General features: G+C 59.6%; 12 protein-coding genes. 8 read left to right on the plus strand and 4 right to left on the minus strand.

Features of this window, described 5'->3' with window-relative positions; translation table 11 throughout:
* Positions 1 to 152: 152 nt before the first annotated feature.
* The 3 genes from GIW04_RS20425 to GIW04_RS20435 all read left to right on the plus strand — a co-directional run bounded on the left by GIW04_RS20425 (position 153) and on the right by GIW04_RS20435 (position 2,774).
* Positions 153 to 1,322, plus strand: a complete 1,170-nt coding sequence (locus tag GIW04_RS20425) for an MFS transporter (RefSeq protein ID WP_120248637.1) — start codon at positions 153 to 155, stop codon at positions 1,320 to 1,322.
* Between the two features lie 54 nt (positions 1,323 to 1,376).
* The gene (locus GIW04_RS20430; RefSeq protein ID WP_236270186.1) at positions 1,377 to 2,327 is read left to right on the plus strand and encodes a hypothetical protein; all 951 of its coding nucleotides are present in this window, start codon (positions 1,377 to 1,379) and stop codon (positions 2,325 to 2,327) included.
* 90 nt (positions 2,328 to 2,417) lie between these two features.
* The gene (locus tag GIW04_RS20435; protein WP_003193655.1) at positions 2,418 to 2,774 is read left to right on the plus strand and encodes a helix-turn-helix transcriptional regulator; all 357 of its coding nucleotides are present in this window, start codon (positions 2,418 to 2,420) and stop codon (positions 2,772 to 2,774) included.
* Positions 2,775 to 2,781: 7 nt separating this feature from the next.
* Here GIW04_RS20435 and GIW04_RS20440 read toward each other — a convergent pair whose 3' ends face one another.
* From GIW04_RS20440 to GIW04_RS20450, 3 genes are all read right to left on the minus strand, one after another.
* On the minus strand, positions 2,782 to 4,227 hold the full coding sequence (locus tag GIW04_RS20440; RefSeq protein ID WP_120248642.1) for an amidase family protein: 1,446 nt from the start codon (positions 4,225 to 4,227) through the stop codon (positions 2,782 to 2,784).
* 234 nt (positions 4,228 to 4,461) lie between these two features.
* Entirely contained in the window at positions 4,462 to 5,124 is a 663-nt protein-coding gene (locus GIW04_RS20445) for a hypothetical protein (RefSeq protein ID WP_232964789.1), read from the minus strand.
* Positions 5,125 to 5,264: 140 nt separating this feature from the next.
* The gene (locus GIW04_RS20450; RefSeq protein WP_003193661.1) at positions 5,265 to 6,323 is read right to left on the minus strand and encodes an MBL fold metallo-hydrolase; all 1,059 of its coding nucleotides are present in this window, start codon (positions 6,321 to 6,323) and stop codon (positions 5,265 to 5,267) included.
* A 122-nt stretch (positions 6,324 to 6,445) separates the two neighbouring features.
* Here GIW04_RS20450 and GIW04_RS20455 point away from each other — a divergent pair, with 122 nt between their 5' ends.
* The 3 genes from GIW04_RS20455 to GIW04_RS20465 all read left to right on the plus strand — a co-directional run bounded on the left by GIW04_RS20455 (position 6,446) and on the right by GIW04_RS20465 (position 9,902).
* Positions 6,446 to 7,075: a TetR/AcrR family transcriptional regulator gene (locus GIW04_RS20455; RefSeq protein WP_120248635.1), complete on the plus strand. Its 630-nt coding sequence runs from the start codon at positions 6,446 to 6,448 to the stop codon at positions 7,073 to 7,075.
* Between the two features lie 186 nt (positions 7,076 to 7,261).
* Positions 7,262 to 8,329 (plus strand): diguanylate cyclase, encoded by a 1,068-nt coding sequence (locus tag GIW04_RS20460; RefSeq protein ID WP_003193663.1) that lies wholly within the window; start codon positions 7,262 to 7,264, stop codon positions 8,327 to 8,329.
* Between the two features lie 253 nt (positions 8,330 to 8,582).
* Entirely contained in the window at positions 8,583 to 9,902 is a 1,320-nt protein-coding gene (locus GIW04_RS20465; RefSeq protein ID WP_003193665.1) for a methyl-accepting chemotaxis protein, read from the plus strand.
* Between the two features lie 25 nt (positions 9,903 to 9,927).
* Here the strand turns inward: GIW04_RS20465 and GIW04_RS20470 are convergent, their stop codons facing one another.
* Positions 9,928 to 10,812 carry a LysR family transcriptional regulator gene (locus GIW04_RS20470; RefSeq protein WP_120248634.1) on the minus strand — a complete coding sequence of 295 codons (885 nt, stop codon included), beginning with the start codon at positions 10,810 to 10,812 and terminating at the stop codon, positions 9,928 to 9,930.
* Positions 10,813 to 10,892: 80 nt separating this feature from the next.
* On the opposite strand from GIW04_RS20470, the gene GIW04_RS20475 reads away from it, so the two are divergent.
* Positions 10,893 to 11,600, plus strand: coding sequence for a CTP synthase C-terminal region-related (seleno)protein (locus GIW04_RS20475; protein ID WP_120248633.1), 708 nt, complete (start codon positions 10,893 to 10,895; stop codon positions 11,598 to 11,600).
* A complete protein-coding gene (locus GIW04_RS20480) occupies positions 11,597 to 11,917 on the plus strand; it encodes an antibiotic biosynthesis monooxygenase family protein (protein ID WP_003193670.1) in 321 nt (106 codons plus the stop codon). Before GIW04_RS20475 ends, GIW04_RS20480 begins: the two co-directional genes overlap by 4 nt.
* The last annotated feature ends 241 nt before the right edge of the window (positions 11,918 to 12,158 follow it).

Here is a 12,158-nt window from a genome sequence, read left to right on the forward strand (position 1 = left end):
ATCCTGAAGAAGTGGGATCTGGAGCAAGGTGCGGTCGAGAAGATCAGCATAAACGCAGGCCAGTAAACACCGCAAAACCTGTGGGAGCTGGTTCGGTGTTCACATTTAAGTTGTGTTGTCGTGAAAATATAACAAGGACGCTTGCCCCCACCTTGGCCACCTACTCCCTGGTAATCCGTCGCCTGATGATCTGCTCGGTGACCATCGTGGTCAGCCGCGCCATGACCAGCCCGTTGCTGGCCCTGTGGCTGAGCACACGCCTGGGCCTCAACCAGCAGGACATCGGCCTGCTGATGGGGATCGCGGTGTTCATCGCCACGCTCCTGGGGTTGTACGGCGGCTACATCATCGACCGCCTGGAAAAGCGCAAGCTGCTGATCCTGGCCATGCTTTCAAGCTCCATCGGTTTTTTATTGCTGACCTTTGCCAGCAACCTCTACCTCACCACCTTGACCCTGGTCATCACTGAAGCCGCGTCGGCGTTGTTCCTGATCGGCTCCAAGGCGATCATCAGCGAGAACCTACCGGTGGGCGAGCGCGCCAAGGTGTTTTCCCTGCGCTATACCCTGACCAATGTGGGCTATGCGACCGGCCCGATGTTGGGCGTATTGATTGCTGGCCAACTGCCGTGGGCGCCGTTCCTGATTGCCAGTGCCATTGCCTTTGGCAGCCTGTTCCTGATGATCGGTATTGCGCCGACTAAACGGGACGACCGTCATAAACCCCAGAGTTTTCTCAGCACCCTGCGCACCTTGCGCAACGACCGCACGTTGATCCTGTTCACCAGCGGCAGCCTGTTGAGCACCATAGTCCATGGGCGCTACACCCTGTATCTGTCGCAGTTTTTGCTAGTGGCCTACACACCCGACCAGGCACTGAAAATTCTGTCGGCGGTGCTGGCCTGTAACGCGATCACCGTGATTTTGATGCAGTACCAAATCGGTCGATTCCTCAAGCGCGAGCAACTGCGCCATTGGATCGTGCTGGGCACCTTATTGTTTATTGCCGGGTTGGTCGGCTTCAGCCAGGCGAACAGTCTGCTGAGCTGGTGCCTGGCGATGTTCGTGTTCACCTTGGGCGAGATGATCATTTACCCCTCGGAATTTCTGTTTATCGACACCATTGCGCCGGATGCACTACGGGGCAGTTACTACGGTGCCCAGAACCTGGCCGCGTTTGGCGGAGCCATGAGTCCGGTGATTTGTGGCTACCTGCTGATCAACGCGGCACCCACCAGCATGTTCTTTGCCCTGGCCGCACTTACTGCCATAGGCGGCACGCTGTGTTTCTTGAGCGGGCGACGCGTGGCAGGTTCTTGCTGATATTTATGCAAGATCCGGCTATTAATAGCCAAACCTCTGACGGACCCGAGCCCCATGAAATTCGCTACGGCCTACAGCGTGAGTCTCGACGACAAAGTGTCGATCTACGACGTGCGAGACCTGAATTTCGACGAAAGCACCGGCTTCGATTCCGACAAGGACAGCTTCCTGTGCCCCAACGACGCCTGCCGCGCGGCCTTCGATAGCACCAATGCGTTGAGCACTTTCAACGCCAAGAACGTCAACTACCAGCGCACGCCGCACTTCAAGAACAAACCCGGCACTCGGCATATCGATGGCTGCCGCTATGCCGGCAGCCATAAATCGGCGACGGGTGAAAGTGATGACGAGCGTGAGGAAAATTTCCCATCGGAATTTGTGCTGACGCGGCGACTGTATGAGCCTAAAACGCCGGTAGTCGGCAACGATGCAAGCGCCCTGCAGGAACCGACGAAAGCGCCTGCAAACCGCACTACGACATCCTCTGGCAGTAATGACACAACCCCGGACAAAACCAGCGTATTCGCACACCCGGTGGAGTGCTACGTGTCCAACATCGATGACAAGGACAAGCTCAAGGCAATGCCCCTGAAGATCGGTGAGCACACGGCGACCTACTGGGCATTCTTCAAGAAGATCGAATACCTGCAAGACAACCAGGGTTTGATTTACTGGGGCAAGATCAAGGCCATCAAGGACTACACCAGCAGCTTTCGCATCGACTTCGAGAAGAAGGTGTGGCTCGACAAAAGGCCTTATTCGGTGAACGTCTACCTGAGCAAAAAGCTCATCGAAAACTACCGCAAGCGCACGGCATTCCTGGAGCAGATCAAGGCGGCGGCCAGCAGTGAACGGCCGCTGTATTGCTTTTTCTATGGCGTCACACCGCAGCTTATGCAGGTGCCCAGTAAGAAAAACCCCGAGCAAACGTTCGGGGTATTCAGCGCCAGGATCGAGAACCTGGACCACCTGATTATTCGTGAGGCGCCAGGGCTGGAATCATAAGGGGCTGCAACGCCAATGGATGAGCGGTAGAAACAACTGTACAAAAACACAGTATAGTTGCACCTCCCCTGTCGAACCTGGAGAAACCCCATGTCCTCTCTGGCAATGAGTTCTTTCGTAGAACAACAGATCGTCCTGCATCAATTCACCGCCAAACACTGCGCGCAGGCGCGCGTCATGCTGGGCTGGAGCCGCGAAGAGCTGGCTCGCCAGGCTGGCGTGGCGGTGCAAACAATTGAGCAATTGGAAGGCCACGGTGACGTGGACGATGAAACCCGTTTGATCCTGGCGTTTCGCCTGGAGGCCGAAGGGCTGGTGTTTTTCCCGGGGTTCGCACCGGGGTGGGGAATGAGTGCGCGCCGGTTTGATACCCCGGCGGCGCAACCTTCTGTGCAAGGCCTCATTTCTCAATTGATGGGTTCAACAGTGGCAACCAGCAGAGGCTGACTCAAATTCAGCCGTTGGTGGCCTCAACCGTTTTATCTGGACTGGCTGGTGTTTGCGTCGAAGGAATACCCGGGAGAAAAGCCGGTTTTTGAATGGCCTGCGAGGCTTGTTCATAACCATAGGCAACTGCCAGCAAAGTGGCTTCACTGTTGCCGCAGCCATATAAGTAAAGTGCCGTGGGCATGCCTTCCTCGTCCATGCCTGACGGAACGGATATACCTGGGTACCCGGCCGCCGCACTGTAAAAATAATTGTGGGACAGAAAGTTCGACACCAGGGCGTCGAGCTTGTGCTCCTTTATGGGGTCATCAATGGTTTTCTGAAATACAGGAAGAATCGCTTCCCACAACGCTTCGCGTTTTTCCGGGGTGGTCTCCAGGTCATTGATCATTTCCAGCAGTTTCTGGTCAGGCTCACCAGATTTCTGTGTGCGTTTGATAAAAGCAACCAGCTCAGAAAGTGACTTGACCGGCAAACCTTCTCGCCCAGCCAAATAGTCTTCCAGTTGTTGCTTGACCTCCGAGAACATCGCCTCGTTATAGCCCTCATAGGCTTCGTCGGGGACACCGGCGTCCAACCGCTCCAAGGGCACCAGAATCGCCCCTTGGGCCTTCATCACTTCGAGCGCCGCCTCATAGTGCTTGCGGTCTGCAAGCTTGGCCGGGTCCTTGGCCTCCTCTGCGGACAACTCAGGCAAAGGGGTGTAGCCAATTCGCTTGCCCTTCAAGGCATCAGCGTGCAGGCCCTCGGTGTAGACGTTGGTCTCGGTCATTGCGTTAAGCGCTTCTGCCGCATCACAGATATTGCGGGTGAAGGTCCCCACCGCATCCATGCGGGTGCTGGTCATGACGCCTTCGGTGCTGACCAGGCCCGTCGTGGTTTTCAGGCCAAACACACCGTTGTAGGCTGCGGGGCTGATGATCGATCCGTTGGTTTCCAGCCCTAACGCCACCGGCACATGCCCCTGGGCCACCGCCACCGCCGAGCCTGAACTCGAGCCCGCCACTGGCCCTCCGAGTCGATGAGGGTTCAACGTCTGGCCACCTCGGGAACTCCAGCCATCGGCCGGTGATAGTGAGCGAAAGTTGGACAGCTCACTCATATTGGTTTTGCCTACAATCACCACTCCGGCTTTCAGCAAATTGTCGACGACCTTGGCGTTTTTACTGGCCGGCGCGCCCACCAAGGCCTTTGAGCCTGCGCTGGTCTGCATGCGGTCGTTGGTTTCAAAGACATCCTTCAGCGCTATCGGCACGCCATGCAAATGCCCGCGAACACGGCCATCGGCACGTTCCTGATCGCGGGCTTTCGCCTCTCGCATGGCATCCGGGTTGGTTTCCAAAAACGCATTGCCGCCCTGTAGTCCACGATCAATATTGGCAATTTGCTTGAGCGAGTCCTTCAACAGTGACTCTGAGGTGACACCACCTCCTTGGGCCATCTCCACTGACATCTGGCAGGCACTTTTGAAACCTTGCACAGGGTTTGAAAGCTCCTGAAGCAGGCCTGTCGCCCATCCACCTGCCGAAACTGGTCCGATCATGAAGTGCCCCTCTGTTTGACTGAGTGTGATCGCTATCTGCCGATAACGCCGCACCAGTCTAAGAGCCGATACCCCACTGTTATTTCAGGCGAATCTTGTCACCGCGTCCTACCCTTCCCAGCCCGGTGTAGGCATCTATACCATCTATGGCCGCAGCACGCGGTAAGCGCGCGCCAGTGCCGCCAAACGATCACCTGCCCAGCGCGCACCGTAAAACCAGACTCGGGAGCCATCCTCCAGGGTTTCACACACAGAGGGGTATCCGCCTCTTATGGCATGATGAAAGGCGGCGTGGGGATCCTCCGACACCAGGGCATCCAGGCGAAGACCTGCCACCAGTTCATCGATTTCACGACAGGCCTGCTGACTGTCGCCACTGCGCTGCATGTCCACCGCTACCCATTGCACACCGGCGTGACGCAGGGTGTCGAAGACCCGCTGCAAAGCCGCGCTGCGCTCAACCGGCTCAACCTGATTGCCCTGCACATAGCGCTCTGCATAGCCGATCCGATAGCCCGTCAACGCCTGCGTGGCGGTGAACGTGGTGTTATTCAATACTAGCGGTACTTCGACCATCACCGGTTCAGTAGGGTCCACACCGCTGATGGCGACAAGTGATAGCGCGGGGTCACGCACTGGCCGTATATGGGGCGCCAGGGCGCTATAACCAGGGACGAGCGTGGCGCCCGCAGCCTGTTCGGCGCCAAAGACAATAGAAGTGGGTGCTGCATGGGGTGGTGAAGCGGGCAAGTCGGCGGCGTTTATTGGCGCGGGCAGTGGCTGGGCTGGGGCACAAGGCAACCCCATTCTCCAAAGCTTCTTACAGTGGCTGTCCATCGAAACGTCCTCCCGGAGATAAAATTCCCGCGGGATCATCGCACTCTCATTTGGCGTTTGTCGCAGAGCTGAAATCCGCTGAAAAACTCTTTTCCAAGCAGGTTTTCGGCTCAGCCTGCTGCGTGTTCGTTGACCGGTTGAGGCTCCACTTCCAGCCACCACGCATGCCCACGCTCGGGCTGGTTCAAGCGAAATGCCTGGCCCATTGCCGGGGTAGTGATCGAGACATTGCGCTCCCAGGCCAGGGCCATGATGCGGTCGAACGGTTCGTGCCAGGCGTGGAAGGCCAGGTCGAAGGTGCCATTGTGAATCGGCAACAGCCAGCGCCCTTTCAGATCGATATGCGCCTGCAGTGTTTGCTCCGGCTGCATGTGCACATGAGGCCACTCGACATTGTAAGCGCCGGTTTCCATCAGGGTCAGGTCAAACGGCCCGTACTGCTCGCCGATGCGTTTGAAACCGTCGAAATAGCCGGTGTCGCCGCTGAAGAAGATACGTCGCGTGTCGTCGATCATCACCCAGGAGCACCATAGGGTCTGGTTGCCATCAAACAGGCCGCGCCCGGAAAAGTGCTGGGCCGGCGTGCAGACAAAACGAACACCATCGACCTCGGTGCCCTTCCACCACTCCAACTGGCGGACTTTGCTGGCGTCTACGCCCCATTTGACCAGCGTGTCGCCCACGCCCAGGGGCGCCAGGAAGTAGCGGGTCTTTTCGGCCAATTGGACCACCGCTTTGCGGTCGAGATGGTCGTAATGATTGTGGGAAAGGATCACCGCTTCCAGCGCTGGCAGCTCTTCAAGGCTGATCGGCGGCTGATGAAAACGCTTGGGGCCGGCCCAACGCAATGGCGAGGCGCGTTCGGCAAACACCGGGTCGGTGACCCAGAATTTACCGCGCATTTTCAGCAGCACGGTTGAATGGCCCAGGCGATACACGCTGTGATCAGGTGCGGCCAATAACTGCTCGCGAGTCAGTGGCTGTACCGGAATCTGCCCCACCGGCCGGGTGGTGCGCGGTTTGTTGAACAGCATGTTCCAGAAAATACGCAGGGTCTTGCCCAAGCCACCGTGTTGCACCGGGGCGTCGTTGCTGAAGTGCCCCAAGTCCTGCTCGGCAGGCTTGGGCGCCGAGGGCGCAGGGTCGAGACGGGTTGAAATAGTGGCCATGACGAAGTGACTCCTGCGGTCCGCTCAAGTATTACACTGCACAGTGTAGTTTCTAGATTGCAACAAAATCCGGAGCAAGTAAACTGCCCGGTGTAATTTCATTGTTGAGTCGAATGCCTTCCATGACTGCCCCCAAACGCCTCACCGAGCGTAAACGCGAAGCCATCGTGGCGGCGGCGATTGCCGAATTTCGCGAGAACGGCTTCGAGGTCACCAGCATGGACAAAATCGCCGCCACTGCGGGCGTTTCCAAGCGCACGGTGTACAACCACTTTCCTAGTAAAGAAGAACTGTTCGCCGAGATCCTCCACCAGTTGTGGGCCAGCAGCGTTGCCCAACTGGACGTGATCTACACCAGCGACCGCCCGCTGCGCGGCCAACTGCGCACGTTGCTGGAAGCGAAAATGCAGATGATGTCGGACGCCAACTTCCTCGACCTGGCACGCGTGGCCATTGCTGCCACCATCCATTCGCCGGAGCGCGCGCAAGACATGGTCAACCGCCTCAGTGCGCGGGAAGAAGGCTTTACCCAATGGGTACGCGCCGCTCAGGAAGACGGCCGCCTCACCTGCACCGACCCGGCGTTCGCCGCCCATCAGATCCAAAGCCTGCTCAAGGCCTTTGCGTTCTGGCCGCAAATCACCCTCGGCCAGCCCACCCTCGACCTTGCCGCACAGGCCCACGTCATCGAATCGGCCATCGACCTGTTCCTCGCCGGTTACGAAGTCAGCACGCAGCGCCCGCCCCAGTAACCCCTGTTGCAGGCGCGACATTTAAGGTCGTTTCTGGCGCTTTTACCCGCTGTTTTGCGCAAATGGCCTGGAAGGACACTGATTATTCCCACGCGAATAATCGACAATTCACCTTTCTTATCCGACCACCGGCTCTGCCCGTTAACGCGTGCTGTTGCACCCGCAAAAAAGTTGACCCAGGACACTATGGAAAACAGACGAGGCAAAGGGCTTTCATTTGCCAGGCGAATCTACACGCCAAGGATTATCGGCCTGGGTATCGGCAGCATCAGCGTGATCGGGGCGTTGTATCCCTTGTCGATGCCCGGTTGGGTCTGGGCGTTGCTGTTGTTCAACGGCATTGCCTGGCCGCACGTGGCGTACCTGATTTCCACCCGCTCGCCGTTTCCCTACCAGGCCGAACAACGCAACCTGCTGTATGACTCATTGCTGGGCGGATTCTGGGCCGCAGCCACTCAGTTTTCGCCACTGACAGCGGTGACCATTCTGTCGATGATGGCCATGAACAACGTCGCAGCCGGTGGCAAACGCCTGTTCCTGCGCGGGTTGCTGGCACAGGCGGCCGGTATCGCGGTGGCCTGGGGCCTGTTCGACGTCAAGTTCGACCCCAGCGTCAGCCTCACCGAGGTCTACACCTGCCTGCCGATGCTGACGCTCTACCCGATGGCCATCGGCATGGTCTGTTACCAGTTAGCGATCAAACTGTCGGAACACAAACGCGCCCTCAGCGCCCTGAGCCGCGTCGACAGCCTTACCGGCCTGCTCAACCATGGTTCGTGGAAAGACCTGCTGAACATCAAGTTTCACAAATGCCAGCAGCAACAAGGCCAAGCGACCATTGCCTTGATCGATATCGACCACTTCAAGCACATCAATGACGTACATGGCCACACCGTCGGTGACGCGGTTCTGCTCCAGTTGAGCCAGGCGCTGCGCGAACACTTGCGCGAAGAAGACCTGGCCGGCCGCTACGGCGGCGATGAATTCAGTGTGATTCTGCCGAAAATGCCGCTGCACGCCGCTGCGCAGGTGATGGAACATCTACGCGAAACCTTCAGCGGCTATCGTCATGCGCAGATCCCGGACCTGCGCGTGAGCCTGAGCATTGGCCTGGCGGATTTCCACCCGTCGTTCAAGGACGCGGTCATGTGGCTCGATGCGGCGGATCGCGCGTTGTACACCGCCAAAAACAGCGGCCGCAACCGCGTCAAGATCAGCGAATGCACGGCCGTTCATTCAGCCTCAGTTGTCTGATGACACCTCGTCCGAATCTTGCTCCGCCCACCTGCTGCAATAGCATAATGCCGCCATTGGTCGCCTGGACAAAATAGTCCTGCCTGATGGGCGAACTTCCAGGCCGATTGATCACTCTGAGACCGTTGTTCCACCCCCTCTGTCAGCATCAGGAAGCTGGCAATGAGCAAGTCAACCGTAAGGCCAGGGGCCCTACGGGGTCAGGCGCAAATACATGGACCCCGCATACGCTTGCATGCCCGAGCCCTCCACCATGCTATTTCACGCTCACAAGAAAACCATCAGTACCCTGCAACACAGCCTTGCCCAACAGACCAGCCTGCTGGACGCCATCGAGCGCTCCATGGCCGTGATCGAATTCGACCTGCAAGGCACCGTGCTGCGCGCCAATGACAACTTCTTCAAGACCATGGGCTACCGCGCCGAACAGATCCTGGGCCAGCCCCATCGGATGTTCTGTACCCCGGCGTTCGCCCGCAGCGCGGATTACAACCAGCTGTGGACACACCTGCGCAACGGCCAATTCCAGTCGGGCACCTTTGAACGAGTAGGCGCCAACGGTGCCTCGGTGTGGCTGGAAGCCAGCTATAACCCGGTACGGGATGAAGCGGGGAACGTGATCAAAGTGGTGAAATACGCCATGGACGTCACCCCGCGCCTGCAGGCCGAAAGTGAAGCCAACGCCAAGCTCGAAGCCATCGACCGCGCCATGGCGATGATCGAGTTCAACCTCGACGGCACCATCATTACCGCCAACAGCAATTTCCTGCAGCGCATGGGCTACAGCCTGGCGCAGATTCAGGGCAAGCATCACCGCCTGTTCTGCACACCGGAGCTGGCCAATAGTGCAGCCTACAGCGAGTTCTGGAAGCGCTTGAATCAGGGCGAGCTGTTCAATGGCCAGTTCGAGCGGGTGGATAAACACGGCCAGGTGGTGTGGCTGGAAGCCAACTACAACCCGGTGTACGACGCCAGCGGGCGCCTGTGCAAAGTGGTGAAGTTCGCCTCGGACGTCACCGCCCGCGTGCTACAGCATGCCGCTGACGCACAGAGCGCCGCCCAGGCTTATCACCTGTCGTTGAACACCCAGGAGATGGCTGAAAAAGGCGCCGAGGTGATTCAGAAAACCGCCACCGGCATGCGCGACATTGCCGTGGATATCGACGCCTCTTCGCAACTGATCGCCAAGCTGGGCGAGCGCTCGCAACAGATCACCGCCATCGTCAACACCATTCGCGGCATCGCCGACCAGACCAACCTGCTGGCCCTCAACGCCGCCATCGAGGCCGCCCGCGCCGGCGAGCAGGGCCGTGGCTTTGCCGTGGTGGCCGATGAAGTGCGGCAACTGGCGGCGCGCACCAGCGGCTCCACCGCCGAAATCTCCGGCATGATCGCCATGATCCAGGACGAAACCCGCCAAGCCATCGACAGCATGGACGCCACCCGCGACCGCGCCGCCCAGGGTGTGGAACTGGCCAACCAGGCCGGCACGGTGATCCTGCAAATTCGCGAAGGCACCGGCGAGGCGGTACAGGCGGTGAGCGCGTTTGCAAACGAGCGAGGTAATCGCTGACCCATTGGCGCTGGCTGTCTGCAGGTTAACTTCGCAGCCAGCGCACATGCCGCCCCAGCTCATCAAACAGCGTCACCACCGAGCGCAACGCCCGGCAATCAGGCCGCGTCAACAACCACAGCGCCGTATCGTGCCCTGCCAGCGCAGGGCCCAGCGGTTGCAGGCCATCGCCCATGAGAAAATCCGGCAGTGCCGCCACGCCCAATCCAGCCCTTACCAATTCGGTCACCGACTGCATGCTGTTGCACCGATAACGGGGACGCACGCCCGGCAAATGTTCACGACGCCAGATGACGGTGGGGTGATCGGGTAAAAAGTCATCTGGCGCGATCCAGGTCAGGTTGGCCCAGTCATGGCCTGGGTGCTGGCGCGCATAGTCGGCACTGGCACACACCTGATAGGTCACCGCCCCCAGGCAGCGTCCGACAAGATGCGCTGGCGGCGCCTTCGTCAGGCGCAGGGCGATATCCGCATCGCGGCGGCTGAGGTTGGCGAAGTCATTGGAGGTGCTCAGTTCCAGGGTCAACGCCGGGTAGGCCGGCATGAACTGCGCGAGGGCCGGCAACAGCAAGCCTTGCAACACCGAGTCGGTGCAGGTCAGGCGCACGGTACCGCTGATCACTTCACCGCCCTGCTCCACGCCAATACGCGCCGCCTCCAGCGCCTGCTCGGCACGCTCGGCTTGTTGTGCCAGGTTGCTCGCCAGGCCGGTGGGCAAATAACCGGCACGGCTTTTTTCAAACAGGGTCTGGCCCAGCGCCGCCTCCAGCCGCCGCACCGCACGGAACACCGTGGACACATCCACCCGCAGCAGCGCAGCCGCCCGCGCCAGAGTACCGCCGCGCACCAGGGCCAGAATCAATGACAGGTCGGCGTAGTCGATTTGATAGTGCGTGGCTGCATTGAACATATGGGCAAACGCCAATACTGATTGCGTGAGCGCCAATCTATAGTGGGTATCAACCCACCACAAGCCATGGGACGTACACGATGCCAACCCCCGCGCTGCACCTTGCCCTGATCGGTGACTACAACCCCGATGTGACCGCCCACCAGGCCATTCCCGTGGCCCTGCAACAGGCCGCCGACGCTCTGGGCCTGAGCGTCCAGGTGCAATGGCTGGCCACCGACACCCTCACCTGCACTTCTGCCCTGCACGACTTTGACGGCTTCTGGTGCGTGCCCGGCAGCCCCTATCGCGATGTCGACGGCGCCCTGCGGGCGATACGTTTTGCCCGCGAACAAGGTCGTCCTTTCCTCGGCACCTGCGGCGGTTTTCAACATGCCGTGCTGGAATATGCCCGCAACGTGCTCGGTTGGGCCGATGCCCAACATGGCGAATTAATGCCGGATGCTGAACGCGCCGTCATCACGCCGCTGGCCTGCTCTATGGTGGAAGTGAACGACACCGTGCGCCTGGCCCCATACACGCGCATTGCCCAGTCCTACGGCAGCCTGGATATCCACGAAGGATACCGCTGCCGCTACGGCATCAACCCCACCTTCGCCGACGCCCTGCTGCAAGCCAACCTGATCCCCACCGGCCACAATTCGGCGGGCGACCTGCGCGCGGTGGAACTGCTCGACCACCCGTTCTTCGTCGCCACCCTGTTCCAGCCCGAACGCGCCGCGCTCAAGGGCATCACGCCGCCGCTGGCGATTGCGCTGCTCAAAGCCTGCCAGGAGGTATCGGCATGATCGCCAAGACACCCGCCCCACCGTATTACGCGGTGATTTTCAGCTCGCTGCGCACCGACGCCGACCTGGGTTATGGCGAGGCCGCCACACGCATGCTGGAACTGGCCAGGCAACAACCGGGGTTTCTGGGGGTGGAATCAGCGCGGGAGGATGGGCTGGGGATCACTGTGTCCTACTGGACCAGCGAGGCGGCGATCCTGGCCTGGAAACAGCAGGCCGAGCATCGGCAGGTGCGCGAGCAAGGGCGGGCCACTTGGTATGCGGCGTTTCACACGCGGGTGTGCAAGGTAGAGCGGGCCTACACCTTCCCCACTTGAAATATTGCCCCTTGTAGGAGCTGGCTTGCCTGCGATGGCCATAGGTATCTACACAACTTTGTGGGCTGTAGCAGCAGACGGTAACCACGATGCGAAGCGAGCCGCTCTTGATCCTGCTCTTGATCTGCTTGTGATCTTGATCTCAGGCGCCCCGTTAAACCACGCTGGCCGAACGCAGGCTTGAATTCGTGGGTAACCCGGCAGGACGCCGGGTTAGCCGCCCCGCGCCATGGATGGCGCG

Origin of the sequence: Pseudomonas sp. PA-4-8C, assembly GCF_021606625.1 — a bacterium.
In the GTDB taxonomy this organism is placed as follows: domain Bacteria; phylum Pseudomonadota; class Gammaproteobacteria; order Pseudomonadales; family Pseudomonadaceae; genus Aquipseudomonas; species Aquipseudomonas lactis.